Here is a 25,901-nt window from a genome sequence, read left to right as displayed (position 1 = left end):
AACTTTCAACCTTCGACTCTCAACCCTTCCCCCCGTCACTGCGCCCCGTTGCCCCTGGGCTCTAGAATGCTGAGGTGAAGCGGCGTGTGTGCAGTGGTGGGGTCGGGTTGAGCGGCGGCAGGCCGTGTGGTTCAGCGTTCGGGCCTCGCCTCCGCGCCGCCGGGGGGCACCTGTGAGCGCCATCTACCAGCGGGCCCGGCCGGTCCGGTGGGAGGACGTGGTCGGGCAGGAACACGTCAAGGACGTGCTGCGCGCCGCGCTGTCGCAGGGGCGGGTGGGGCACGCGTACCTGTTCAGCGGGCCGCGCGGGGTCGGGAAGACCACCACCGCCCGCCTGATCGCCATGACCGCCAACTGCACCGGCCCCATGCCCAAACCCTGCGGTGAGTGCGAATCCTGCCTGAGCGTGCGGGCCGGATCGCACCCGGACGTCATGGAGATCGACGCGGCCAGCAACAACTCCGTGGACGACGTGCGCGACCTGCGCGAGAAGGTCTCGCTGGCCGCCATGCGCGGCGGGAAGAAGATCTACATCCTCGACGAGGCGCACATGATGAGCCGCGCCGCGTTCAACGCCCTCCTGAAGACGCTGGAGGAGCCACCCAGCCACGTGATCTTCATCCTGGCGACCACCGAACCCGAGAAGATCATCCCGACCATCCTGTCGCGCTGCCAGCACTACCGCTTCCGCCGCCTGACGCCCGAGGAGATCGCCGGGAAGCTCGGCGGACTGGTGCAGCGTGAGGGCGCACGCGCCGATGGTGACGCCCTGCACCTGATCGGCCGTCTGGCCGACGGCGCCATGCGCGACGGTGAGAGCCTGCTCGAACGCATGCTGGCCGCCGGGACCGCCATCACCCGCGCCGCCGTGGAGGACGCGCTGGGCCTCCCGCCGGGCGAACGGGTGCGCGGCGTCGCCGCCGCGCTGGTCGGCGGGGACGCGGGGGCCGCCATCAGCGGCGCGGCCGCCCTGTACCGCGACGGGTTCGCGGCCCGCACGGTCGTCGAGGGGCTCGTCGCGGCGCTCGGCGCGGCCCTGCACGCCGAACTGGGCCTGAAGGACAGCGGTCCGGAAGCCCGCCTGGACGGCGCGGACGTGCCCAGACTCCTGAAACTCCAGGCGGCGCTGGACGAACAGGAAGCCCGTTTCGCCCGCGCCGCCGACCAGCAGAGCCTGGAACTGGCCCTCACGCACGCCCTGCTCGCCGCCGACACGGGCGGCGGGGTGGCCCCGGCCGGGGCCGGCGCGGCCGTCCCGGCGGACCTCACGCAGCGCCTGAACCGGCTGGAAAAGGAACTCGCCAGCCTGCGCGCCCGCCCCGCCGCCGGGGGGCCAGTGGTGAGCGCCCCGGTCGCGGACTTCGATCCCGGCGCCCGCCGCGCCCCCGCCCCGGCTGCGGCCCGCGCGGGCACGCCGGACGCCGGGAGCAGCGAGCCGCCCGTCCCGACCGGCGGCAGCTGGCCGGACGTGGTGCGGCAGGCCAGCATCCAGCTGCGCGCCTTCCTGAAACCCGCCCGGCAGCACGCCGAGCCCGGCTACGTGAGCCTCTCGTACGACGAGCGCAGCGCCTTCCACGCCAAGCAGGTCGCCGCGAAGTTCGACGACATTGCCCGCATCGTGCTGAAGGTGTTCGGGCCGGTCACCTTCGAACTGATCGCCCCGGAAGGCGGCCGCCGCGTAAACCTCGGCGGGCCGGGCGGGGGCGGTGGGGGCGGGACCCCCGTGCCTTCCGGCCCGCTGTCCGGCGGCCCGCGCGGCGGGGCGGCCCCGGCCCCCAGTCCGGACCCCGCCCCGGCCGCCTCGGCCCGCCCGGCCCCAGTGCAGACGGCGGCCCAGACGGCAGCGGTCCAGGGGCCGCCCCCGGTCGCGCCGTTCGACCCGGGCCGGGCCGCGCCGCGCCGCGCCGCACGCGGGCCGGACTTCGGGCCTCTGCCGTCCGACGGGCCCACCGGGCCCGGCGGCGTCGCCACGCTGCCGCCCCGTCCGGAACGCCACGTGCCGCCCCGCAGTCCCGACGACGTGGCCCCGGCCCCGCTGCCCGACGATCCCTTCGCCGGCGCGCACCTGACCGACGCGCCGCCCGCCCCGGCCGACGCGGCCGGCGGGGACCGCCTGCCCCCACCGGCCCGCGAGCGGGAACTGTACATCGTCGAACCCATCACCGAGGAACCCGACTGGAACGCCTTCGGCGGCCCCGACATCCTGGGGGGCCTGCCGCCCGAGGAGGACATGCCCTTCGGGAACGTCTCCCTGCCCGCCCCGCCGTCCCCGGCGGTTCCGGAGACACGCGCCGCGCCCCCGCCGCCGCGCCCCGCCGCACAGGACGCCGCGCCGGCCCCGGCGGACGGGCGCTCCGCCCCGGCGCCCTCGCGTCCCGGTGACATCCGCGCCCACCCGCACTACGAGCTGATCCGCACCCGTTTCAGCGGGCGCGTCCGCGAGATCGGCAAGAACCGCAACGTGCCCGCCGCGCCGGTCACCGACGACAGCGACGACACCGACGACAGCGAGGCCTGACCCCGCCCGGCAGACCGCAGGCCGCCCGCGCTGAACGGGGCGGCCTGCGGGTGGGGAGGATCAGAGGGGCGCGCAGACCGGCACGGGCAGGCCCGCGACGTTCTCGTGAACGTTGATGTACTTCGCGTCCTTCAGGTCGGCGGTCGCCTGGAAGCCCTTAAGGGTCAGTTCGCCGCTGGCGTTGCTCCTGGTCGTCATGCCGATCATGCCGCCCACGACCGCGCCGCCGGACTTGCAGACGTCGGTGGTGCTGGCGGTGCCCATCGCGTGGTAGTGCGCGAGGTACTCGGTGTTGGCTTTCAGGCCCTTGACGGTCAGGGTGGTGCGGCGGTCCCCGCCGGTCAGGTCCACGAACACGGCGGTGCCGGAGGGCGCGGTGTAGCCGGCGAGCTTCTGGTCCGTGAACGCCCTGGTGACGCTCTTGCCCGACACGTCCGGGGCCTGGTTGCAGGAGGCGAGGGCGACGGTACCGACGAGGGCCAGCAGTGCACGTTTCTTCATGGTGAAACCTCCGGATTGTGGATGTACCGTCCGAGCCTAACATGCCCGCCGCGCGGCAACGGTAAGAAATGAGCGGCCTTCCTCCAGGTCCGGGGGAGGCCGGCGCGGGGCTTCATGTGCGGCGGGGCCGGGTGCGCTAGCCTGCCGCTCACGACCATGACGTTCCTCCTGCTGCGCCGCGCCGCCCCGTTGCTCCTGACCTCCGCCCTCGCGCTGACTGCCGTTCCGGGGCAGGTGGCCGCCCAGGAAGTGCCGCCCACGCCGGAAGCCGCGCCGCCCACCCCGGCCCCGCTGGCGTCTGCCCCGGCCCCGCTGGCGTCCGGTGCGAACCTGCGCGGCCTGTGGATAGACGCCTTCGGGCCGGGCCTGAAGACGCGGGCGCAGGTCACGCAGACCGTGAACGACGCCGCGCGGCTGGGCGTGAACACCCTGTTCGTGCAGGCCATCCGCCGCGCCGACTGCCTGTGCCTGAAGGCCAGCGTGCCGGCCGTGACCGACCCGGACCTGCCGGCGGGTTTCGATCCGCTGCGCGAGGTGACGGCCCAGGCGCACGCACGCGGAATGCGCGTGATCGCGTGGGTCAGCGTGACCGGCGTGGCGAACACCACCGTCCCCAACAGCAACCCCGCGCACGTGATGCGCCTTCACGGGCCGGATGCCGGCGCGAACTCCTGGCTGGCGCGCCGTCCGAACGGCACGTGGCTCGAGGGACGGGACGCGTGGCTGGACGCCGGGATTCCTGCCGCCGCCGAGTACATGACGCAGGCGGTCGTGAGCCTCGTGCGGAACTACCCGGTGGACGGCGTGCAGCTCGACCGGATCCGCTACCCGGACGGGGAGGTGTGGGGCTACGATGCCAAGACCCTGGCCCGCTACCGCGCCGAGACGGGCCGCGCCGGCACGCCCGCCACCGGTGACCCCGTCTGGGCGGCCTGGAAACGGCAGCAGGTCACCAACCTGGTGCGGCGCATCACGCTGGAAAGCAAGGCGCTGCGCCCGGACCTGTGGGTCAGCGCGGCGACCATCACGTACCAGACCGCGCCGCGTGCCGGGGACCTCGTGGCGTTCCGCCGCACCCGCACCTACGGGGACGTGCTGCAGGACTGGCCGGAGTGGATGCGCGCGGGCCTGATCGACCTGAACGTCCTGATGAACTACAAGCGGGACGCGCTGCCCGAACAGGCCGACTGGTTCGACGGCTGGAACGCCTTTGCGCTGTCGGTGCGTGCCCGCCCGGACGGCGCGCAGGCCGCCGTGGCGGCCGGGACGGCCATGTACCTGAACGACCCGGCCGTGACGGCCGCGCAGGCCCGCCGGTCGGTGCAGGCCGGGATGGGCTGGGTGGGGTACTCGTACCGCACGCCGACCGCCGACGTGTACGGGCAGCGGCAGGCAGCCGGGCAGGGACTGAACGCCGTGCAGGCGGTGCTGAGTGCGCCGGGCATGCCGCTGGAACGCCCGCTGCGCTGGACGGACGCGCCGCCCACCGTGCGGGGACTGCTGGGCCGCGTGACCGGCACCGCCGCGCCCGGCAACCGGACCGTGCAGGCGTGGCAGGGCGGGCAGGTGGTGGCCGAGGCGCTCACGGACGCGCTGGGGTACTACGGGTTCGCGGCCCTGCCGCCCGGGAAGACCGAGGTGCGGGTCAGCGGGCAGCGCTGGGCGGACACCATTCCCGAGCGGGGCGTGGTGCGCCTGCCGGACCTGCTGGTCCGGGACACGCCGCCCCTCCCGGCCCTGCCGGCCGGACGCTGACGGAAGCGGGCCGAGCCGGTACACTCGCCGCATGAGTGAACCGCAGTTGGACCGTGCGCCGCAGGATCAGGCGCAGCAGGGTGGCCTGAACGCCACGGAATTCCGTCAGACGCTGGGCCGCTTCACGAGCGGCGTGACGGTCGTGACCGCCACGGACGGGCAGGCGCGCCGGGGCATGACCGCCAGCGCGTTCGTGTCGGTCAGCCTGAACCCGCCGCTGATCCTGGTGAGCGTGGATCGCCGCGCGCACATGCACGCCCTGCTGTCCGGCGAGGACGTCACGCACTTCGGCGTGAATGTCCTGTCGGCCGCGCAGCGGCACCTGAGTGACCATTTTGCGGGCAAGCCCGGACCGGAGGAGGGCGTGCCGTGGTTCGAGCATGAGGGCCTGCCGCTGATCGGCGGGAGTGTCGCGCAGCTGGTGTGCCGCAAGCATGAGGTGATCGCTGCCGGAGATCACACGCTGTTCGTGGGGTTCGTGGAGTACAGCCGGTACACGGATGACGACCCGCTGGTGTATTTCCGCGGGCAGTACCACGAGCTGGGGTGACGTCCGGCGTCCGGACGGGCCGTGCATACTGGGGAGCGTGCCTCCGTACGCGCTGCAACTGCTGATCGCGCTGCTGCTGGTCGGCCTGACGCCCGCACTGTCGTACCCGCTGGCGGTGGGCAGCGGCCGGGTGGACGCGCTGGACGCCGCGCTGCTGGGACTGGCCCTCGTGAACCTGCGGGTGGCGTGGAGCGCCGCCAACGCCGCCGGCGCGGCCCGCGTGCCGGGCGGTCGGGGCGGCGCACCCGCGTGGTTCGTGCTGGGCGGGCTGGTCACGGCCGGCCTGATCACCTGGGCCATGATCCGCGCCCTGACGCCTACGCTGCCCAGCTGACCTGCCTGTCAGGTGAAGGCGGTGGGGGTGGGTGCGTCCGGGCGGTGCGGGGGGGTGGGCTACACTCCGGAGCATATGATTCGCCTCGCCATTCTCGCGGACCTGCACGCCAACCTGGCGGCCACGCTCGCGGTTCACGCAGACGTGCAGCGGCGCGGCCTGACCGACATCTGGGTGCTGGGGGATCTGGTGGGCAAGGGCCCCCGCCCCCGCGAAGTGCTCGACTGGACGCAGGCACACGCCACGCGCGTCATTCAGGGCAACTGGGACGCCCGGGTCGCCGGGGCCACGCACCGCCCGCAGGACCTGTGGCCGCGCAGCAAACTCACGCCCGCCGGCCTGACGTACCTCGCCGAGCTGCCGTACGGCATCGAGGAGCAGTTCGGGGGGGCGTGGTGGCGGTTCGTGCATGCCAGCAGCCGCGGCCTGTTCCACCGGCTGTACCCGCACAGCAGCCTGCACGACCAGCTGGAAGCCTTCACGCCCAACCCGGCCTTCGGGCTCACGCAGCACGCCGACGCGCTGGTGTACGCCGACATGCACGAGGCGCTGCTGCTGGACGTGGAGGGCCGCCCGCTGATCAACTGCGGGAGCGTGGGCAACCCGCTGGACTCCACGCTGCCGTGCTACCTGATCCTGGAGTTCGACCCGCACTCGCCGGTGCACAGCGCGACCTTCGTGCGCCTCACCTACGACCGCGACGACGAGATCCGCGCCGCCGAGGAAAGCGGTATGCCGTTCACGCGGGAGTACATCGCGGAGCTGCTGACCGGCGCCTACCAGAAACGCCGCGCCCGCACCGGCGAGTAGCGGCCCGCACCCCTTCCCGCAGGGCCCGTGAAGGCCGCGCTCATGTACCTGACCGGCATGTTGCGTAGCGTGGGTTGCGTTCACCGTTCAGGTCAGGGCCCCCCCTGACCGCGCAGTTCCCCAGGAGGTCAGGTATGTTCTTCCAGCAGAAAGACCGGCATGAACAGATGGCGAAACTCGATCCGCGCGACACGGACGGCGACGGGACCGTCAGTCCCCAGGAGGCCGCCGCGTACATCCGCGAGTACCTCGAAAACGCCTCGCCCGAGGAGCGGCAGGCGGTCCTGAAAGAGTACGTGGGCGGCATGAGCCCCGAGCAGCGCCGGGAGATGGGCGACGCCATCGTGCGCAGCCCCGCCAACCCCGTGCAGACCGTGCGTCCCGACGACGACGACGACCTGATCGACGCGTACACCAAGACCGCGCAGGCCCCGGCCCAGAACGGCCGCAGCCCACTGGAGGAGGCGTTCGCGCCCGGCGGGATGCTCAGCAACCCGCTGGTGAAGGCCGGTCTGGTCGGCCTGGCCGGCATGATCGGCAGCCGCATGCTGCGCCGCTAGGCACCCCCGCTCCGCGTCAGGGCGCTCCCGCAGGACCGGGGGGCGCCTTCACGCTTTGTTCCCGATCCGGCCCACCGCCCGGTCCGGCGCGTCTACAATGGCCCGCAATGCCTCTTTCGTACCTCACGCGCATCGCGCAGACCCCGGCTCCGACGTTCGCGGAGGGGCGGCGCGCCGACCTGATCGCGGACCTGTGGACCGAACTGGGCTACGTGACCGAACGCGACGAGGTCGGGAACGTCCTGACCCGCCTGACCCCTCCCGGCACCGAGGGCCGCCCCGCCCTGCTGCTCGCCGCGCACCTGGACACCGTCTTCGACGCCGGCACCGACGTGACCGTCCGCGAGGAGGGCGGGCGGCTGGTCGGGCCGGGCGTGGGCGACAACAGCGCCAGCCTGGCGGTGGTGACAGCGCTGCTGCGCGACCTGCGCGGCCAGACCGGCGCGCTGCGCCGCCCGCTGTGGATCGCCGCGAACGTCGGCGAGGAGGGCCTGGGGGACCTGCGCGGCGCGAAGTACCTGCTGGGCCGCCACCGCCCGCAGCTGGGGGCGTTCATCGCCGTGGACGGCTACCTGGGGGTGGCGGTCACGCGCGGGGTGGGGGTGCGCCGCTACCGGGCCGCGTTCGTCGGGCCGGGCGGGCACTCGTGGGGCGATCAGGCACCCAGCGCCCTGCACGCGCTGGGGCGGGCGATCAGCGCCCTGTACGCCCTGCACCTGCCCGCCTCGCCGCGCACCACCCTGAATGTCGGTGTGGCGTCCGGCGGGACCAGCGTGAACTCCATCGCAGGAACGGCCGAGCTGCTGCTGGACCTGCGTTCGCTGGACGCGAAGGTCCTCGCGGACCTGGACACCCGCGCCGTGGGCGTCCTGCACGCCGCGGCGCGTGAGGCCGGCGTGCAGCTGCAGCTGGAACGGGTGGGAGACCGGCCCGGCGGGGACCTTCAGAGCGGCGCGCTGCTGGGCGCGGTCCGGGACGCCGCCCGCGAGATCCGCACCGACATCCGGCTGGCGTCCAGCAGCACCGACGCGAACGCGGCCGTCCCGCATGGCCTGCCGGCGGTCGCGGTGGGCGTGTACCGCGGCGGGAACGCGCACCGCACCGACGAGTGGGTGCAGGCGTCCAGCCTCGCGCCGGGCCTCAGGTTCCTGCGCCGCCTCGTGGACCTGTACCAGCGTTCCCCGGCCGCCTGACCGCCCGCCCCCGGGCGTCCCCCCCGGTGGGCTGACCCGGCACGCCGGCCAACACCCGCAACAGGAAAACACCGTGCTGGCGCACCAATCCTGTAATCTCGCTTGCAATCGCCACCCACCAAATTCCCATCTGTTCAGAGCAGAATACAGGCACCCATGAACGCCTTCCTGCGCCGCTCGACCCCGCGCCGTGACCGCCCGGCCCGGTTCCGTCCGCTGCTGAGCGCAGCCCGCACCGCCGCGCTCACGGCGCTGCTGGCCGGTCTGGGCGCACATCCCGGCGCGGCCGCCCAGGGCAGCGTCTCCCCGGCCCAGACCATCTTCAACGAGGTGAACGACCTGCTCCGCCAGGAGTACGGCGGGCTGTCCACCGTGGACCGCGCCGCCCTGACCCGCGAGTACCAGCAGCGCCTGAACAACGTCTGCGCCGCCACGCCCGGCAGCTGTCCCGAGAGCCGCGCCTACCCGGTGCTGGAAGCCGAACTGACCGCACTGGACGACGAACACAGTTTCTTCCAGACGCCCGAGGACTACCGCGAATTCATTGCCAGCGCCACCGGCGGCCCCCGCCTGCAGTTCGGGGTGAAACTCGCGCTGCTGGACGGACAGAACCGCGTGGTGACCGAGGTGGTTCCCGGCAGCGCCGCCGAGGAGGCCGGCCTGCGGCGCGGCGACACGCTGCTGCGCCTGAACGGCCGCCCGTACCTGTACGAGGACCTGCGCGAGGCCCGCGAGAAGGGCCAGACCATCACCCTGGACGTGCAGCGGCAGGGCGCGCCGCTGCAGGTCACCCTGACCGCCCGCGAGAGCAGCACCCTGGACCTCCCGCGCCTGAGTTACGTCCCGGCCGGCACAGGCACCGGCGCGCAGGTGGCCGTGATCCGCATTCCCACCTTCCTGTCCGGCGGGCGCGTCGCGCAGCGCGTGCACGACCAGGTGCGGCAGGCGCAGCGCAGCGGCGCGACCGGCCTGATCGTGGACCTGCGCGGCAACCCCGGCGGCAGCCTCGCCGAGTGCGACAGCGCCGTCAGCGCCTTCGTGCCCAGCCTGACGCGCGTGGCCCGCAGCGCCGACGGCAGCAGCCGCACCGTCGTCAGCCGCGGCACCCGCCTCGAGGACGCCCGCCTGGCCGGAACGGTCAGCCACCCGGCCTTCTGGACCGGTCCGCTGGCCGTGCTGGTCGACGAGGGCAGCGCCTCGTGCAGCGAATTCTTCGCGTACGAGATCCAGTACGCCACGCGAGGCCCCATCGTCGGCGAGACGACCGCCGGCGTCGGCAACACCGCCACCCGCAACTTCCCGGTCGGCAGCCAGGCGGCCCTGCAACTCACCATCCTGCACTACGCCAAACCCGACGGAACGCCCTACCCGCAGCGCGTCACGCCCGACCGGCCCGGCCCCCAGGGCGAGGCGGAAATCCGGGCGCTCACGCAGGGCCGCGACCCGCTGCTGGACCTGGGGCTGCAGGCCCTGCAGACCGCCCCGGTCCTGTCCCTGGATCCCTTCCGCCAGCAGCCCTGAGCCCGGCCGGTCAGCCCGACTGGTGCGGCAGGCCCCGCAGCGCCCAGCGTAGCCCCAGCGCCGTCAGGCCCCCGATCACGGCCAGCGTCAGCCACGCCAGCGCCGGGAAGCCCAGCCGCGCGCCGCCGTCCACCAGCGCGCCGCCCAGCACGCTGCCCACCGCGCCCCCCACGCCCAGGCTGATCGCGGAGAACCCGAAGTAACTCCCGACCCGCCCCGGCGGCGCGAAGCGGGCCGTCAGGGTCTGCTGGGTGGGGTACACGATCATGGTGCCCAGGCTGTACAGCGCCACGCACGCCAGCAGCTGCCCGAACGTCGCCGCCACCGACATCAGGCCCAGCGCCGCGCCGACCAGCAGCACCGCCGCCACCAGCGCCGAACGCACCGGCACGAAGCGCTCGACCAGCCGCAGCAGCGGGTACTGAAGCAGCACCGCCAGCCCCGCCGACAGGCCGTACAGCGGCCCCGTCGCGCCGTTCCCCGCCAGCGCGACGGCCTTCAGGGTGACCGCCACGTTGATCTGCGTGCTCAGGATGAAGTACCCGATCAGCACCAGCGTGAACCGCCGGAACCGCGTGTCTGCCGCCGCCAGCCGCAGCCCGTCCAGGCCGCTGCCCACCCGCCCCGCCGGCCGCAGGTGCGGCAAGGTGAGCGCCATCACCGCGCCCGCCAGCAGGTACACGCCCGCCGCCGACAGCGCTGCCGTCCGGAACCCCAGCCCCAGCAGCGCCGCGCCGATCAGCGGGCCCGTCACCATCCCGGCGTTCCCGGACAGGCTGGTCAGGCTGAACATCCGCGTGCGGTGTTCCGGGAGGGTCACCTGCGTGATCGCCGCACTCTTCGGCGCGTCGAACAGGCCGCCCCCCACGCCCGCCAGCACCGCCGCCGCCAGCAGTTCCCCCCACGAGTCACTGAAGCCCATCCAGGCGAAGCCCAGGGTCCGCAGCGCGCAGCCCAGCAGGATCAGCGGTTTCGGCCCCCAGCGGTCCGCCCACGCGCCCCCGAACACCGTCAGGCCCTGCTGCGTCAACTGCCGCAGGCCCAGCACCGCCCCGACGCTCGCGGCACTCCAGCCCAGCCCGCCCCCTGTGACAGGGCCACTGAAATGCACCGTCACCAGCGGAATCACCGCGAAGAACCCGCCCCACATCAGAAAATTCGACCCGATCAGGCCCAGCTGCGCCGCCGACAACCGGAACGGCGCGGACGGCGGGGGGGGCGCGGTCCCGTCGGAAGGAAGGTCGGCAGCGGGCGCGGGGGCGGGCACGGTCACGGGCGCAGGCTACACCCGCCCACCTGCGCGGCGGCCCATCACGCGGGACGCCGCGTTTCAGGACTGATACGGACTCCGATTGAATGGCTTGCAAAGCCGTTCAATCCGAGCGAAGCGACTCGGAGAGCTGCCCCGCAGAGCAGGAGAGAAACGCCCCTCCGGACGTGGAGCTGGCCATCCGGTGAAGTTCCGGGTTGTCAGCGAAACAGACGGAAGTCCGTATGATCAATGGTGCGGACAGGTTCATACTTTCAGGGCAGACCAGCGATGAACACGCCGTGTTGCCCCCTCCCGCTTGAGGGGGGAGGCTGGGAGGGGGTGAGCAGGACTGGCGTTACAGAAGACGTGTTCCATGCCTGTCCCCTCTGGCGCTTGAACAGTGTCCGCACTATTGATGATACGGAGTCCACTCGCTCCGCTCGGGTTGAAGGATGTCACAGACCTTTCAACCGGAGTCCGTATCAGCGGGTACGCTGCCGGGCATGGGTGCTCTTGTCTCGTTGGCTCCGGGGGTGCATTACCTGCCGGGCGCGGTGAACAGTCTGGTGGTCGAGGATGGCCGGGGTGGGGCGCTGCTGGTGGACACCGGGCTGGATGACGGGCACGCGCGCCGGCTCCTGCGTGGCCTGACGGAGCTGAACCTGACGCCGACCGGGATTCTGAACACGCACAGTCACGCCGACCATCACGGGGGGAACGCGTTCATCCTGCGGCGGTTCCCGGAGTTGAAGGTGTTCGCGCCGCCGCTGGAGGACGCGGTGATCACGCACCCGATCCTGCAACCCACCGGGCTGTTCGGGGCGCGCCCGCCCAGGGAGTTGCAGAGTAAATTCCTGCTCGCGCCGCCCAGCCCGGCGCGGCTGGCCCCGGAGCCGGGCCTGTGCCGGATCGGAGGCGCGGTGCTGGAGTTGCTGGAGGTGGCCGGGCACGCCAGCATGATGTACGCCGTGCGGGTGGGCGAGGTGCTGTACGCCGCCGACGCGCTGTTCGGAGAGGAGGCGCTGGCAAAGCACCCGCTGACGTTCTGCGCGGACTCGGCGCTTCAGAAGGAGGCGGCCGCCCGCCTGGGTGAACTGGAGGGCGTGCGCGTCACGCTGCCCGGCCACGGGGACCCCACGCCGGACCTGACGCGGCTGGTCGCGGCGAACCTCGCGGCGTACGCGCGGACCACGGCGGCCGTGCTGGAGGCCGTGCAGGTGGGCGCAGCCGGCGTGGACGACCTGCTGGTCCGGGTGTGCGGCGCGCTGGGCGTGACGATGGAAAGCGCGGGCGCGGTGGTCCTGAACCGCGCGGTCGTCGGCGCGCACCTGACCGAACTGCTCGAAGCCGGGCAGGTCAGCATGAAGGTTCACGGGAACCGCCTGCTGTTTGTGGCGGGAGGGTAAAGGAAACCCGTATGGGCGGCCCGGCACGCGCGGGGGTACGGTGAACGCATGACCAGTAAAGCCAAGTCTGCCGCCAAGAAGCCCGCCAGCAAGGCCACCAGCGACGGAAAGGCCGCCTCCGGGAAGGCCGGCGGGAAGGGCAGCGCGGACGCCGCGCACCTGAACACCACGAACAACGCCCTGGTGGACCACAACTACCTGACGGAAGCCGAGTTCGGCACGGTCGCCGAGACGCTGCAGCGCAACCTCGCGACGACCATCAGCCTGTACCTGAAGTTCAAGAAGTACCACTGGGACATCCGTGGGCGGTTCTTCCGCGACCTGCACCTCGCGTACGACGAGTTCATCGAGGAGATCTTCCCCGGCATCGACGAGCAGGCCGAGCGCCTGGTCGCGCTGGGCGGCAGTCCCATCGCCGCGCCCGCCGACATCGAGCGGTTCAGCGTGGTGAAGGTGCCCACCGAGACGGTCCGTGACGCCCGCACGCAGGTCGCGGACCTCGTCGCGGACCTCAGCCGCGTCGGCAAGGGTTACCGCGACGACAGCCAGACGGTTGACGACGCGAACGACCCCGCCACCGCCGACATGTACAACGGGTACGCCGCCACCGTCGACAAGATCCGCTGGATGCTCCAGGCGATGATGGACGACGACCGGATGAACTGAGCCGTTCAGCGCGGGTGGCAGAAAGCGCCGGGCCTCTGCCATCCGCCTTCTGCACACCTATGCCGAAATTCGATTACTCCCTGAACTACGCCGAACTGGACCTGCGCGCGCACCCGGAACTGTACCGGGTGGGCGTGGGGGAGCAGGGCGTGCTGCTGGTGCAGCCGTACAAGGCTGAACTGCTGCCGCACTGGCGTTTCGCCACGCCCGAGCTGGCGCGTGAGAGCAGCGAGGTCATCCACGGGATGTTCCTGACGTACCTGCAGGCCGGGGATTTCGTGGGGGCGGACATGGCCCGCAAGTTCCTGCAGATGGGGTTCACGCGCGCCCGCCGCTACGCGAACCACCGCGGCGGAAAGAAGTACGATGGCCCCGTCCCGCAGGACAGGAAGGGCCAGAGCGGCGCGCACGGCCGCGCCGAGCTGCCCCGCACGCCGGAGGACCCGGTGAAGGCCGAGTCCGCCCGCATCTTCAAGGCGAAATGGGATGAGGCCGAGGCGAACGAACAGTACGCCTCGCTGAAAAAAGCCCACAAGGCGCAGTACGGCTGAGGGCAGGAGCGTCGATGGTGGAAGGGTGATGGTTGATGGAAACAGGGCGCGCCCCCCCCGACCACCGACTTTCAACCGTCAACCGTCAACTCCTGCGGCGTGTTGATGTTCAGGAATGTCCGGGCCTCGAAGCCGCCCACCAGCCGGGTCCGTCCGGGCGGCGCGGCCAGCCTCAGGCGGCGCTCACCGCTGTCCAGCAGGGCGCTCACGTGGGGCAGCAGGTCGGTGTGGTACAGCGCAGCCAGCGGCTGCGGGCGGCCCTGCCCGTCGGTGGCCTGCACGCTCAGGTGGCCGGGCGTGATGGCGGCACTCAGGGTACGCCAGTACCCGGGGGTCAGCCAGGGCAGGTCCACCCCGGTGAACGCCACCCAGCCGGGCGGGGCGTGCGTCAGGGCGCTTTCCAGGCCGGCCAGGGGCCCCTCGCCGGGGCGCAGGTCGGCGTGCGTCTGCCAGTCCGGGGTGGGCGGGACGTAACGGCCGGGCGGGGCGATCAGCAGCCGGACCCGGCACCCCTGAAGGCTGGCGCAGGCACGCTCCAGCAGGGTCTGCCCGTCCAGGACCGCCAGGGCCTTGTCGCTGCCGAAACGGCTGGAACGGCCACCCGCCGTGACCGCCCCGGTCAGCGGGAGCGTGCGCGGGCCGGTCACTCGCGCGGGCCGGTCTGCCGTTCCAGTTGCCGCAGTGTCCACGCGACCAGCCGCGGCACCGGGCGGCCGTACGGGGGGTACAGGAACCGCACAGGGCTGGGCGTGGGTTCACGCAGCACGGCCCGCTCATGACTGAAGGTCCGGAACCCATGCTCGCCGTGGTAGTTCCCCATCCCGCTGGGGCCCACGCCGCCGAACGGCAGGTTGGGGTTGATCAGGTGCACGACCGCGCCGTTCACGACCATGCCGCCGCTGGTCGTCTCGCGCTGTACGCGCCGGACCATGTCCTCGTCGGTGGCGAACAGGTACAGGGCCAGCGGCGGGTCCAGGCGGCGGATCAGGTTCAGGGCCTCCTCGGGCGCGTCGTACGTCAGGATGGGCAGGACCGGCCCGAACAGTTCCTCCTGCATCAGCGGCATGTCGGGCGTCACGCCGCTCACCAGGGTGGGGGAGACGAAGCGACCCGGCGCGTCGAACTCGCCGCCCAGGACCACCCGCGCGCCCTGCGCGACGCTGGCGCGCGTCAGGCGTTCCAGTCGATCCACGCCGGCGCTGTCCACCAGACGGCCGTAATCCGGCCCGGCCCGCAGCCACGCGCCGGTCCCGAAGCGCCGCGCAATGACGGCCTCCATGCGGCGCAGCAGCGGTCCCTCCAGGTGGGTGGGCACCAGCACGTAATCCGGCGCGACGCAGGTCTGCCCGGCGTTCAGCAGTTTCCCCCACGCCAGCCGCTCGGCGGTCACGTCCAGGTCGGCGCTGGTGTCGATCAGGGCGGGGCTCTTGCCGCCCAGTTCCAGGGTCACGCCCGTCAGGTTGTTCGCGGCGGCCCGCATGACGTGACGCCCGACCGCGCCGCTCCCGGTGAAGAAGATGTGCCCGAACGGCAGTTCCGTCAGGGCGCGGGCCACCTCGCCGTCCCCCTCCACGACCGCCACCAGCCGCGGTTCGAACACGCTGTGCAGCAGGTCGCGCAGCGCGCGGGCGACGTTCGGGGCCTTCTCGCTGGGTTTGAGGATCACGGTGTTCCCGGCGGCCAGACTGGCGACCAGCGGCACCAGCGCGAGGTTCACGGGGTAATTCCAGGGGCTCAGGATCAGCGTCACGCCGCGCGCCTGCATCTGCACCTCGCTGCGCGCCCCGAACAGCACGGCGGGCGTGTCCACGCGCCGGGGGGCCATCCAGCGCGGCAGGCGGCGGATGGCATGCTGGATTTCCTCCAGGACCGGGTGCAGTTCGGCGATCTCGGACTCGGCGCGGCTCTTGCCCAGGTCGGCCTTCAGGGCGTCGGCCAGGGGAACCCGGTGCGCGCGGACGGCGTCGTGCAGGCGGCGCAGGATTGCCTGCCGTTGAGGGGCAGTGGTCTGCGCCGCCTGCCAACGCCAGGCCTGCTGCGCGGCGAACAGGGCGTGAAGGTCAGGGGCCGGCAGGCTGGGATCGGACATGAGCACCTCGGGAAGTGGGTGACGGGCCGGACGTGCCCGACTGGCAGGACGGAACAGAACGGAATTGAACCGAGTATAGACGGTCATCACCTCTTGGGGTGGTGTTGAGCGGACCGTCACAAAGAGTCCCGGCCGACACTCTGGGCACGCCCGGCACGCGCACACTGCGAACCGTACGCCAATCCATTCTCCCTCATCCCCGGAGGTTCCCCCATGAACGTCACCAGACTGCTGCTCGGCTCTGCCCTGGCCCTGACCCTCGGCTCCTGCGCCATGATGGCCCCCGCCATGACCTACAGCCTCGCCAGGCAGCCCGCCGGCGGCGCCCTGAATTCCAGCGGCATGGTCGACGTGAAGAAAGACGGCATGATGGTCATGACGACCGCGCGGGTCATGGGCCTCGCCCCGAACACCTACTACGTCGCCCACTACCACCTGCAGGGCGCGGCCAGCGCCGATCCGTGCAGCAGCGGCGGCGCACCCATCATGAGCAGCGCCCTGGTCGGCCGGAGCGACGCCATGGGCATGCTCACCCTGATGGGCGGCGTCGCCGCGGCCGACGTCATGAACGCCACGTACTTCAACATCCACACCGCCAAGGACGCCACGGGCGCCCCCGCCGACGCTGGCGTGACCTGCACGGCCGTCCGGATGTAGACAGCGTGAGGCAGAAGGCAGATGGCAGAGGTCCGGTCACGGAACCCCTGCCATCTGCCATTTGCTGTCGGCCCTTGACCCTTCTTACAGCCCCAGGCTGCCCCGGTACCCCTCGATGATCTGCGCGCCCCAGATCAGGGCGACCAGCGCACCGACCGCCAGGAACGGCCCGAACTTCACGCGGTTCTCGCGTTTCATGGCGAGCTGCGCCACGCCGTACAGCGCCCCGGCGAACACCGCGACGACCAGCGTCAGCAGCAGCCGCTCCCAGCCCAGGAACGCGCCGATCACGGCGGCCAGCTTCACGTCCCCGAAGCCCATGGCGCTCGCGTCTGCCGGTTCGTCGGCGCCGTCGTCTGCGCTCTGCCCACGGTACTTCAGCCACCAGTAGACGCCCGCCACCAGTGACGTGGCGCCCGCCGCGGCCAGCGCGCCCTGCACCATCAGGATCATGCCCGGGCCGTACCCGGCGCTGCCCAGCACCACGCTGACCAGCAGGCCGCCCAGCGTCAGCAGTTCCGGCACGCGCACCACGCGCCGGGCCGCCACGTTCACGCCCGCCGACAGCAGCGCCGCGCCCAGGCCCCACCACGGCCCCAGCCACGCCCCGGCCAGCAACGCCAGACTGATCTGCTGGTACCCGATGGGCGCTTCCGGGAAGGAGCGCTCCCGGAAGCGGCGCAGCACCCACGACCCGAACTGGTTGATCGCCACGACCAGACCCGCACCCAGCAGCGCGCCCTGCACCGCGCCCGCCAGGTCCGGCAGGCCCTCGGCGCCCGCACGCCCGTTCAGGAAGCCGAACAGGATGCCCAGCGCCGTGCCCGGCAGGGTCAGCTCGTCCGGGATGGTGTACGTGTCCAGGTCGATGGCACTTCCGACCAGCAGGATCGTGAACAGCACCATCAGCCCCAGCGCGCCCCACCCGACCACCAGCGGCGGGAACAATGCGGCGATCACGCCGTACCCCAGCCCGGTCAGCAGTTCCACGACCGGGTAACGCGCCTTGATGGGGGCCCGGCAGTACCGGCACTTCCCGCCCAGACTCAACCACGACAGCACGGGCACCAGATCGATGACGCCCAGGCGGTGGTCGCAGTTGGGGCAGTGACTGGGCGGGAAGGCGATACTCTCGCCGCGCGGCAGGCGCCAGATCAGCACGTTCGAGAACGACCCGACCAGCAGGCCGAGCAGGGCAGCGAAGATCACCAGGAGGACGTCAGGGGTCACCCCGGCAGTGTAGGCAACAACTCTCACAGACGTCTTGCCTTCACCTGCCCGGCCCCTACCCGGCCGGGGGGCCGTCCAGCGTGAACAGCGCGTCCAGCCACGCCCGCAACGGCTCCGGCACCCAGGACACCCCCTCAGGCAGCGGGGCCGGGACGAGCGGAAGGTCCAGGCGGGCCACCTCGCCCTGCACGGCGGCCAGCGCCGCCTCGAACTCCACGTCCCCCTTCCCGCCCGGCGGGATCAGCAGTGTGCGGGTCAGCGTCCCGGCGCGCGTCAGGTCCACCCAGTTCAGGCGGTACACGTCCTCGAACACGAACGACCGCGTGGGTTTCCCCGGCACGTCCGCCACGAACCGCACCGGGGGGCGGCAGTCACCGTCCAGGATCGTCACGCGCGCCCCGCACCCCCCGCAGGTGAAGCCGCCCACGTGCCCGTACCGGCTCCCCACGTACCGCCGCGCCTCGTGCGGCACGAACCCGCACGCCGGGCAGACCGTGAAGATCGGCACGTCCAGCAGCCACGTCGAAGGCTGCCGCCCCGAGCGGTTGAAGTACAGGCGAACCATGCACCCAGTCTGGCACGCACGCACGTGAGCTTTCAGGCAGGGGAATGGCGGGCGCCCCGTTCCCAGGACACCCGCCACCCATCAGTGACCGCTGCGCCCTACGGATTCCGTCTGTTGCGTTGACAGATCGGAAGGGCACCGATCTGCCAACTCCACGTCCGGAACCCGCGTTGCTCCCACTCGCTTCGCTCGGATGGAATGGTTCGCAAACCATTCCATCGGAGTCTGATCAGTGCTTCCCGAAATGCCCCAGCTGCGGCACGTTGGGCTTCCAGGCGGGCGTCTCCACGACCTCGCCGTACAGGTCGTACTCGTCGCTGTCCTCGATCCGTACGCGCACGATGTCCCCGATCTTCACGGTTCCGGCGAAGTCACCGGCGAACAGGTACACCTGCCCGTCGATGCCCGGCGCGTCCCCCTTCGTCCGGCCGATCAGTTTCGTGCCCGGCGCGTCGTCCTCGTCGTCGTTGAACTCGTCCACGATCACGTCCATGACCGTGCCGACCTTCTCGGCCAGCCGCTCGGCGCTGATGCGCTGCGCGACCTCCATGAAGCGGCTCAGGCGCTCCTCCTTCACGTCCTGCGGCACGGCGCCCTCCAGCTTGTTCGCGTCGGCCTCGTCCACGTCGCTGTACGTGAACGCGCCCACGCGGTCCAGGCGGGCGTCCTCCAGGAACTGCAGCAACTCCTGGAAGTCCGCCTCCGTCTCACCGGGGAAGCCCACGATGAACGTGGAGCGGATCACGAGTTCCGGGCAGATCTCCCGCCAGCGGCGGATGGTGTCCAGCTGCTTGCCCGCACCGGGGCGGCGCATGGACCGCAGGATCTTCGGACTGGCGTGCTGCAGCGGCACGTCCAGGTACGGCAGGATCTTGCCCTGGGCCATCAGTTCCACGATCTTCTCCACGTGCGGGTACGGGTACACGTAATGCATCCGCACCCACGCGCCCATCTCGCCCAGTTTCACGGCCAGGTCCGTCAGGTGCGCGCGGACCTGCTCACCCTGGAATTCGCTCTCGCGGTAGCGGACGTCCACCCCGTACGCACTCGTGTCCTGCGAGATGATCATCAGTTCCTTCGTGCCGCCCGCGATCAGGCGGTACGCCTCGTACAGCACCGACCCGGCGTCACGGGACACCTGCAAGCCGCGCAACTTCGGAATGATGCAGAACGAACACGTGTGGTTGCAGCCCTCCGCGATCTTCACGTACGCGTAGTGCTTCGGCGTCAGCTTCACGCTCGGCGCGAACACGTCCCCGTGCCGGGTGTCCTCCCGCTGCGGCTGCGCCGCGTCCGCCCGCGTGCCCGGCGCCGCCACCGGCAGCAGCCCCGTGAAGGCGTCCGTCTCGATGGGCAGCAGCGTGCGCACGTGACCCATCACGTCATCCACCGCCTCGCTGCCCGTGATCGCCGCGACCTTCGGGTGCCGCTCCATGATCTTCTCCGGCCGCTCGCCCAGGCACCCGGTCACGATGACCTTCCCCGTCGCCTCCAGCGCCTCACCGATTGCGCTCAGGGACTCCTCGACGGCCGGCGTGATGAACCCGCACGTGTTCACGATCACCGCGTCCGCGTTCTCGTAACTGGCCGCCACCTCGTAGCCCTCGAACCGCAGCTGCGTCAGAATCCGCTCGCTGTCCACCAGCGCCTTCGGGCACCCCAGACTGATGAACCCCACCCGTTTCGCGCCCGCCACAGCGGGACTGTTGCCTTCCGTCATCATCTACTCCTTCCCTTGCGCCGCACCCAGCACCCCGGGGGCACAGAGGTTCAGCCCGCCACTCTACAGGGACGGGCTGCGCGGGGCGACGCACTGGATTACAGGATCACCCCGGAAGAGGGACCCAGGAGGGGCTCAGCGGCAGGTGGTCACGGTCAGCGGCTTGACCTGCAGGCCGTAGGCACCCTGCGCGGTGAAGATGCGCTGCGCGTCCCGTTCGATGATGCGGCGGGCCTCGTCGCGGGCGTACGAGACACGCTGCTCCCGCAGGGACTGGACGCTCAGGGTGGGCGTGGCCACGCACAGCGCGCCGTTCTGCACGTTGAGTGTCTTGACGGGCACAACGGCGTTCTCGCCGGGCAGCGGCAGGGCGCTGCAGTTGGTCAGCTTGTCGCCGGGCATCTTGCCGGTCAGGAAGTACTCGGTGATGGGCGTGTCCACGCAGGCGGTGCCGTACGGGAACGCGGCGTGCTGGGGTTCGTCGTCAATGAAGATCATGCGGGCGCTGGGCGTGCTGTTCAGGGCGCGCAGCGCGCCTTCCTGCGGCGTGGCCGGGTCCAGTTCGTTCTGGAGCATCAGGACGGGCGGCATGTTCGCAGGCAGTTTGGGCTGCTGGACGCTGGGGCCGCCCTTCCACTGCAGGCAGGGGTTGCTGACCGACGCGCCCCCGATCAGGGGGTAGCCGCGCGCTTCGCGGTCGTCCAGGGTGCGGGCGGCGCTCAGGTCGGACTTCCAGGCGGTGTCGTTGCAGGTGATGGCCGTGAAGGTCGATTCGAAGCTGCCCAGTTCGGCAGGGCCGGGCTGCGCGTTCAGGAGGTCGTCCCGCATGAACAGCAGGGTCTGCGCAAGCTGCACGCCCGTCTCGTTCAGCTGGGGGTCCGGGAAGTACGTCTGCTGGGTGCTGAGGTTCAGCAGGTCGAACAGGTCGGCGTCCGGGTGCGTGCGGATCAGGCCGTCGACCACCACGGCCGGTTTCAGGACCAGGCCGATGAACGGCAGTTGATCGCGGCTGTACATCAGCCCCGCGGTGCTGTTGGCGGTGATGCTGCGCAGCGGTTCGCTCAGGGCGTTCTGCGCGGCGTACACCTTCTCGCCGGTATCGCCCAGGCCGAGCAGGGCGTTCTGGCGGGCCAGGTACGGCGCGGCAGAGTCCCGGAAGTCCCGTTCGAAGGCGGCGGGTTGCAGGCCGAACGCGTCCTGCATGGTCTCGTTCCAGGACATGTTGCCGTCCAGCAGCATCCGCCCGGTGTGTTCGGGGAAGGTCTTGGCGTACCAGGAGCCCAGCCACGTGCCGTACGAGTACCCGATGTAGTTCAGTTTCTGGTCGCCCAGCAGTTGCCGCGCCAGGTTCAGGTCGCGGGCGGTGGCGTCAGTGTTGATAAAGGGCGTCAGCGGGTTTTTCTGGCAGGCCTGCGCGACCAGTTTCCCGGCGCGGATCATGCGGTTCACGTTGGCGTCGCTGCGGTCGGCGGCGGGCGGGTTGATCGGGTCGATCAGTTCGTTGGTGCCGCAGTACAGGCGGCTGCTGGCTCCCACGCCACGGGGCGAGAAGCCGATCAGGTCGTACTGCTCGGTCATTTTCTTCAGGTTGGTGCCGCCCGTGGTGCTGGTGTCGCCGTTGGCCCAGAAGTAGGCGTTGAACGGCGCGAACGCCAGCCCGTCGCCGCCGGGGCCGCCCGGGTTGAAGAAGATCGCGCCCTGCCGCTGCTTGCTGTCGCTGGCAGCCACGCGGATCAGCGAGACGCTCAGCGTGCCGGCGTCGGGTTTGGCCCAGTTCTGCGGAACGGTCATGTCGGCGCACTGCAGGCGGCTGCCCAGTTCGCTGAACAGGTCGGCGTTGTCGCTGCCCAGGATGGTGGCGTCGCACGCGGCCCAGCCCAGGGTCTGACCGGTGAAGGGAGCCATGGGGTCCGGCGCGGCAGGTGTCGGAGTGGGGTTGCAGGCGGCCAGAGCGGCGGTCAGTGGGAGCAGGGCCAGGGCAGAGCGGTTGAGTTTCATGATTCCTCCGCACGGAAACTACCAAGCGTTGCAAGGGAATGCGGCTCGGATTCGCTTGACACGCCCGGCCCGGTAGCAGGTACCTGTTCTGCGGTCAGTCTGTCACTCGCGGGCGCGTCTCTCAGGGTTGGGCTGTACACTGCCTGCACATGAATGCCAAGGTTATTGTGGTCACGTCCGGCAAGGGGGGCGTGGGTAAAACCACGACCACCGCGAACATAGGAGCGGCACTCGCGAAACTGGGCGAGAAGGTCGCGGTCATCGACGTGGATGTGGGCCTGCGGAACCTGGATGTGGTGATGGGGCTGGAGTCGCGGGTGGTGTTCGATCTGGTGGACGTGCTGGAAGGCAAGTGCCGCATGTCTCAGGCGCTGATCCGGGACAAGCGGGTGGAGAACCTGTTCCTGCTGCCGGCCAGTCAGACGCGCGACAAGGACGCGCTGGATCCGGAGGTGTTCAAGGGCGTGGTGCGGGACCTGATCGAGACCGAGGGGTTCGACCGGATCCTGATCGATTCCCCGGCGGGCATCGAGTCGGGGTTCCGCACGGCGGCCGCCCCGGCGGAGGGGGCGCTGGTGGTCGTGAACCCGGAGGTGTCCAGCGTGCGTGACGCGGACCGCATCATCGGGCTGCTGGAGGCGCAGCAGGTCAGTGAGATCCGGCTGGTCATCAACCGCCTGCGGCCCAAGATGGTGGCGAGCGGGAACATGCTCTCGGAGGCGGACATCCTGGACATCCTGGGGGTCAAGCCGATCGGGATCGTGCCGGAGGACGAGGGCATCATCGTGTCCACGAACGTCGGTGAGCCGGCGGTGCTGGGCAAGACGAAGGCGGGCGAGGCGTTCATGGCGACCGCACGCCGCCTGAAGGGCGAGGACGTGCCGTACCCGAAGTTCGAGGAGGACAAGGGGTTCCTGGCGGCGCTGCGCCGACTGTTCGGGGGGGCCTGAGATGTTCTCCTGGATGAAACGCGGCCGCAGCAAGGAGACGCTGAAAGACCGTCTGGAACTGGTGCTGGCGTACGACCGCGCGCAGATTCCGCCCGGCAAGGTGGACGCGCTGCGCAACGACCTGCTGGAGGTCGTCAAGCGGTACTTCCCGACCGGGAACAGTTCCGTGGAGATCGAGCAGCGGGGCGACATGGTGGTCCTGATGGCGAACATCCCGCTGGACGAGGACTCGCCGGGCCGCGCGGCCGAACGGAACCGCTGAACCTCTGATACGGACTGCCGTTTGTTTCGTTGACAGATCGGAACACCACCGATCTGTCAACTCCACGTCCGGAACCCGTTTCTCTCCCACTCGTATCAGCCCGGATTGAATGGCTTGACAGGCCATTCAATCGGAGTCCGTATAACGCCACGCCCGGAGGGGCGTTTCTCTGCTGCTCGCTCTGCGCCGCCGCTCTGCGCGTCCGCCCGGATTGAAGGAGATTGCAACCCATTCAACCGGAGTATGAATCCGGGTCCCCGCGCTGGCGGGGATTTTTCCTGTGCGGTGCGGCGCGATCGCGTATCCTGGGGAGGTGATCGTACTTGGCATCGACCCCGGACTCGCGAACCTAGGCCTCGGGCTAGTGGAGGGTGACGTCCGCAAGGCCCGTCACCTGTACCACGTGTGCCTGACGACCGAGAGTGCCTGGATCATGCCGCGCCGCCTGCAGTACCTGCACGGGGAGGTCAGCCGCCTGATCGCGGAGTACCGGCCGGACGCCGTGGCGATCGAGGACCAGATCCTGCGCAAGCAGGCGGACGTGGCATTCAAGGTGGGGCAGGCGTTCGGGGTGGTGCAGCTGGCCTGCGCGCAGGCGGGCGTGCCGGTCCACACCTACGGGCCGATGCAGGTCAAGCGTTCCCTGGTGGGCACGGGCCGCGCGGAGAAGGAACAGGTGATCTACATGGTCAAGGCCAGCCTGGGCATCCGGGAACTGTTCAACAATCACGCGGCCGACGCCCTGGCCCTGGCCCTGACGCACCTGGCGAGCGCCCCGATGCAGGCGCGGACTGCGGGCCTCGCGGTCCGCTAGGACCGGGGCGGGGGAGGGGAGACGTGACCTGGGCGCTGCCGCTGTCGCTGCTCTCATCGGTCGTGGTGACGTTCGCGTGGTTGTGGTTCTTCGTGCGCCGCGACCGTCATCCGGAGCCGCTGTGGCTGCTGGCCCGCACGTTCGGGTGGGGGATGCTGGCCTGGGTGATCGCGGCGGCGCTGGAGGCGAGTCTGGGGCGGCTGCCCACGCCGTTGCCGCTGGCCTCCCTGCTGATGGTCCTCATGACGGCCCTGATCGAGGAGGGGTTCAAGTTCGTGGCGGCGACGACCGCGGTCACGGAGCTGGATTTCGACGAGCCGATGGACGGTCTGGTCTACGCCGTGACGGCCGCGCTGGGTTTCGCACTGATGGAGAACCTGACCTACACCCTGGGGTTCGGGAGCGGGGCGGGCGCGTGGCACGCGCTGCTGGCCACCCTGGCGCACGCGCTGTTCAGTGCGCCGCAGGGGTACGCGCTGGGCGGCCTGCACTGGCGGCGTGGGCGCGGCTGGGTGGCGCGGGGCCTGCTGCTGAGCGTGGCGCTGCACGCCGTGTTCAACAGCCTGCTGGGGCCCGGCGGGTGGTGGCAGCTGGCGGCGCTGGGCGCCGTGGTGCTGCTGATGGTGCTGCTCGCCCGCCGTTACTACCTGACCTTCGAGGCGCACGCGCGGGAGCACGGGCCGTCCCCGGTGTTCCTGGAGCGGCGCCCCGGTCGGTCCTGAGCGCGGTTTTCGGCTGCACGCCGGGGCGCCGCACACCCCGGGGCCCTGCTTCCATCGGCTGTTCCCTGCAGGTGCCCGCTCCGCTCGTTCAGGCGGGGCAGGACACCTCGGCAGGGTGGCCTACAGGGTGTCGTGCGCGGTCTGTCCGTCGACCCAGTGCTGGCCGTTCTCGTCCGCCTCGTGCTTCCAGACGGGAACGTGGACTTTCAGGTGTTCGATGATGAAGTCGCAGGCTTCCAGGGCGGCGCGGCGGTGTGGACTGGCCACGCCGATCAGGATGCTGGCCTCACCGGGCAGCAGGCGGCCCACGCGGTGCTGCAGGTAGACGCGCAGCTCGCCGTGTTGTGCGCGGGCGGCGTCGGCGGCTTCCTGCATGACCTTGCGGGCCATGGGGGCGTAGCCCTCGTACTCTATGTATTCCACGGTGCGGCCCTGGTTGGGACTGCGGACGGTACCCACGAAGTACGCCTGCGCGCCGTACTGCGGACGGACCAGGAAGGCGTCGGCGGTGTTGAGGCGCAGCGGCTCGGGCGTGATCTCGCAGTGGGTCTGCGCGTCGGGATCGCCTGACCCGCCGGCCACGGGCGGCAGGAACGCGACCTCCGCGCCGGAGGTCAGCACGGTGTCCGGCGTGGCGTAGGCCTCGTTCACGGCGACCATGCAGCCTTTCAGGCTGAGCTGGTAGCGGGCCTCTATCACGGCGGCCACCGCGCGCACGTCACTGCCGTCCGGGACATCCAGGGTCAGGTGATCGACGCCGGTTTCCCGCTTCAGGCGGGCGAAAAACACCACATTCAGCTGCATATGCCCAGAAGGCTAGCACGCCCCCACGGCCGGTTCTGGAGCGGTGATCGCTGCGCCCTGATACGGACGGCCGTCTGTCGGAGTCCGTATCAGGGCGCAGCGGGGCGTGCCGGTCACCGCTGCCAGTCGCCTGGCCCTGTCAGGGACCGTGCGGGTGAGCTGCCGTGCTGGACGTGAATTCTCCTGATGTGGTCCGGGGGTGGGTGGGTGGCGGGGCGCGCGGCTGCCGGTGGGGTGTTGACAGATTCACGTGTGGCCTGTATCTTTTCTGAGCCTCAAGCGAGGCGGGATGCATGACAAGCGAGCGTGAAAGAGCGAGAGAAACGCGAAATAACCGCGCTCCTCAAGCAAGCCCCTCACACCTCCGGGTGCGGGCCGGGTGAGCGGACAGGAGACGCATAGGAAAGATGGGTCAAGATACTAAGGGTCCACGGTGGATGCCCTGGCACTGGAGCCGATGAAGGACGCGATTA

General features: G+C 70.9%; 25 protein-coding genes. 16 read left to right on the top strand and 9 right to left on the bottom strand.

The features are described 5' to 3' along the window. Window positions 1-172: 172 nt before the first annotated feature. The gene (gene dnaX / locus ABDZ66_RS04085; RefSeq protein WP_343756361.1) at window positions 173-2,518 is read left to right on the top strand and encodes a DNA polymerase III subunit gamma/tau; all 2,346 of its coding nucleotides are present in this window, start codon (window positions 173-175) and stop codon (window positions 2,516-2,518) included. A gap of 60 nt (window positions 2,519-2,578) precedes the next feature. On the opposite strand, the gene ABDZ66_RS04080 is transcribed toward dnaX, so the two are convergent. After that, a complete protein-coding gene (locus ABDZ66_RS04080) occupies window positions 2,579-3,019 on the bottom strand; it encodes a hypothetical protein (protein ID WP_343756359.1) in 441 nt (146 codons plus the stop codon). Window positions 3,020-3,175: 156 nt separating this feature from the next. Between ABDZ66_RS04080 and ABDZ66_RS04075 the strand changes: the two genes are divergently transcribed. The 7 genes from ABDZ66_RS04075 (at window position 3,176) to ABDZ66_RS04045 (ending at window position 9,742) form a co-directional block, all read left to right on the top strand. Then, window positions 3,176-4,774: a glycoside hydrolase family 10-like protein gene (locus tag ABDZ66_RS04075; RefSeq protein ID WP_343756357.1), complete on the top strand. Its 1,599-nt coding sequence runs from the start codon at window positions 3,176-3,178 to the stop codon at window positions 4,772-4,774. A gap of 31 nt (window positions 4,775-4,805) precedes the next feature. Beyond that, on the top strand, window positions 4,806-5,324 hold the full coding sequence (locus ABDZ66_RS04070; protein ID WP_343756355.1) for a flavin reductase family protein: 519 nt from the start codon (window positions 4,806-4,808) through the stop codon (window positions 5,322-5,324). A 37-nt stretch (window positions 5,325-5,361) separates the two neighbouring features. Further along, a complete protein-coding gene (locus tag ABDZ66_RS04065; RefSeq protein WP_343756353.1) occupies window positions 5,362-5,658 on the top strand; it encodes a hypothetical protein in 297 nt (98 codons plus the stop codon). 75 nt (window positions 5,659-5,733) lie between these two features. After that, the gene (locus ABDZ66_RS04060) at window positions 5,734-6,468 is read left to right on the top strand and encodes a metallophosphoesterase family protein (RefSeq protein ID WP_343756351.1); all 735 of its coding nucleotides are present in this window, start codon (window positions 5,734-5,736) and stop codon (window positions 6,466-6,468) included. A 134-nt stretch (window positions 6,469-6,602) separates the two neighbouring features. Beyond that, window positions 6,603-7,028, top strand: coding sequence for an EF-hand domain-containing protein (locus ABDZ66_RS04055; protein WP_343756349.1), 426 nt, complete (start codon window positions 6,603-6,605; stop codon window positions 7,026-7,028). A 107-nt stretch (window positions 7,029-7,135) separates the two neighbouring features. Further along, entirely contained in the window at window positions 7,136-8,221 is a 1,086-nt protein-coding gene (locus tag ABDZ66_RS04050) for a M20/M25/M40 family metallo-hydrolase (RefSeq protein WP_343756346.1), read from the top strand. Between the two features lie 156 nt (window positions 8,222-8,377). Further along, complete coding sequence (locus tag ABDZ66_RS04045; protein ID WP_343756344.1) at window positions 8,378-9,742, top strand: S41 family peptidase; 1,365 nt, start codon at window positions 8,378-8,380, stop codon at window positions 9,740-9,742. A 10-nt stretch (window positions 9,743-9,752) separates the two neighbouring features. On the opposite strand, the gene ABDZ66_RS04040 is transcribed toward ABDZ66_RS04045, so the two are convergent. After that, window positions 9,753-11,015 (bottom strand): MFS transporter, encoded by a 1,263-nt coding sequence (locus tag ABDZ66_RS04040; RefSeq protein ID WP_486187832.1) that lies wholly within the window; start codon window positions 11,013-11,015, stop codon window positions 9,753-9,755. Window positions 11,016-11,497: 482 nt separating this feature from the next. On the opposite strand from ABDZ66_RS04040, the gene ABDZ66_RS04035 reads away from it, so the two are divergent. Genes ABDZ66_RS04035 through ABDZ66_RS04025 form a run of 3 tightly spaced genes read left to right on the top strand, consistent with a single transcriptional unit; the run spans window position 11,498 to window position 13,617 of the window. Continuing rightward, window positions 11,498-12,400 (top strand): MBL fold metallo-hydrolase, encoded by a 903-nt coding sequence (locus ABDZ66_RS04035; RefSeq protein WP_343756341.1) that lies wholly within the window; start codon window positions 11,498-11,500, stop codon window positions 12,398-12,400. A 48-nt stretch (window positions 12,401-12,448) separates the two neighbouring features. Next, the gene (locus ABDZ66_RS04030) at window positions 12,449-13,066 is read left to right on the top strand and encodes a Dps family protein (protein WP_343756339.1); all 618 of its coding nucleotides are present in this window, start codon (window positions 12,449-12,451) and stop codon (window positions 13,064-13,066) included. Window positions 13,067-13,125: 59 nt separating this feature from the next. Next, window positions 13,126-13,617: a DUF4385 domain-containing protein gene (locus tag ABDZ66_RS04025; protein WP_343756337.1), complete on the top strand. Its 492-nt coding sequence runs from the start codon at window positions 13,126-13,128 to the stop codon at window positions 13,615-13,617. A gap of 71 nt (window positions 13,618-13,688) precedes the next feature. On the opposite strand, the gene mobA is transcribed toward ABDZ66_RS04025, so the two are convergent. Continuing rightward, window positions 13,689-14,264, bottom strand: a complete 576-nt coding sequence (gene mobA, locus ABDZ66_RS04020) for a molybdenum cofactor guanylyltransferase (protein WP_343756335.1) — start codon at window positions 14,262-14,264, stop codon at window positions 13,689-13,691. After that, entirely contained in the window at window positions 14,261-15,706 is a 1,446-nt protein-coding gene (locus ABDZ66_RS04015; protein WP_343756333.1) for an aldehyde dehydrogenase family protein, read from the bottom strand. The genes mobA and ABDZ66_RS04015 overlap by 4 nt, the downstream gene beginning before the upstream one ends. 213 nt (window positions 15,707-15,919) lie before the next feature. On the opposite strand from ABDZ66_RS04015, the gene ABDZ66_RS04010 reads away from it, so the two are divergent. Continuing rightward, window positions 15,920-16,363: a superoxide dismutase gene (locus ABDZ66_RS04010; RefSeq protein WP_343756331.1), complete on the top strand. Its 444-nt coding sequence runs from the start codon at window positions 15,920-15,922 to the stop codon at window positions 16,361-16,363. 84 nt (window positions 16,364-16,447) lie between these two features. Here ABDZ66_RS04010 and ABDZ66_RS04005 read toward each other — a convergent pair whose 3' ends face one another. From ABDZ66_RS04005 to ABDZ66_RS03990, 4 genes are all read right to left on the bottom strand, one after another. After that, window positions 16,448-17,593 (bottom strand): prepilin peptidase, encoded by a 1,146-nt coding sequence (locus ABDZ66_RS04005; protein WP_343756329.1) that lies wholly within the window; start codon window positions 17,591-17,593, stop codon window positions 16,448-16,450. A gap of 55 nt (window positions 17,594-17,648) precedes the next feature. Beyond that, a complete protein-coding gene (locus ABDZ66_RS04000; protein ID WP_343756327.1) occupies window positions 17,649-18,158 on the bottom strand; it encodes a hypothetical protein in 510 nt (169 codons plus the stop codon). Between the two features lie 229 nt (window positions 18,159-18,387). Beyond that, window positions 18,388-19,881 (bottom strand): 30S ribosomal protein S12 methylthiotransferase RimO, encoded by a 1,494-nt coding sequence (rimO, locus tag ABDZ66_RS03995; RefSeq protein ID WP_425544398.1) that lies wholly within the window; start codon window positions 19,879-19,881, stop codon window positions 18,388-18,390. Between the two features lie 132 nt (window positions 19,882-20,013). After that, a complete protein-coding gene (locus ABDZ66_RS03990; RefSeq protein ID WP_343756325.1) occupies window positions 20,014-21,876 on the bottom strand; it encodes an alpha/beta fold hydrolase in 1,863 nt (620 codons plus the stop codon). Between the two features lie 149 nt (window positions 21,877-22,025). On the opposite strand from ABDZ66_RS03990, the gene minD reads away from it, so the two are divergent. From minD to ABDZ66_RS03970, 4 genes are all read left to right on the top strand, one after another. Beyond that, window positions 22,026-22,826: a septum site-determining protein MinD gene (gene minD, locus ABDZ66_RS03985; protein WP_343756323.1), complete on the top strand. Its 801-nt coding sequence runs from the start codon at window positions 22,026-22,028 to the stop codon at window positions 22,824-22,826. Window position 22,827: 1 nt separating this feature from the next. After that, window positions 22,828-23,088 carry a cell division topological specificity factor MinE gene (gene minE / locus ABDZ66_RS03980; protein WP_343756321.1) on the top strand — a complete coding sequence of 87 codons (261 nt, stop codon included), beginning with the start codon at window positions 22,828-22,830 and terminating at the stop codon, window positions 23,086-23,088. A gap of 313 nt (window positions 23,089-23,401) precedes the next feature. After that, a complete protein-coding gene (gene ruvC, locus ABDZ66_RS03975; RefSeq protein ID WP_343756319.1) occupies window positions 23,402-23,902 on the top strand; it encodes a crossover junction endodeoxyribonuclease RuvC in 501 nt (166 codons plus the stop codon). A gap of 23 nt (window positions 23,903-23,925) precedes the next feature. After that, the gene (locus ABDZ66_RS03970; RefSeq protein WP_343756317.1) at window positions 23,926-24,624 is read left to right on the top strand and encodes a PrsW family intramembrane metalloprotease; all 699 of its coding nucleotides are present in this window, start codon (window positions 23,926-23,928) and stop codon (window positions 24,622-24,624) included. Window positions 24,625-24,744: 120 nt separating this feature from the next. On the opposite strand, the gene moaD is transcribed toward ABDZ66_RS03970, so the two are convergent. Further along, window positions 24,745-25,428, bottom strand: a complete 684-nt coding sequence (moaD, locus tag ABDZ66_RS03965) for a molybdopterin converting factor subunit 1 (protein ID WP_343756315.1) — start codon at window positions 25,426-25,428, stop codon at window positions 24,745-24,747. Window positions 25,429-25,901: the final 473 nt, after the last annotated feature.

Source organism: Deinococcus depolymerans (genome assembly GCF_039522025.1).
Lineage (GTDB): Bacteria > Deinococcota > Deinococci > Deinococcales > Deinococcaceae > Deinococcus > Deinococcus depolymerans.
Note: the sequence above shows the minus strand (reverse complement) of the source record. Positions and strands in the feature narration are given on the sequence as shown.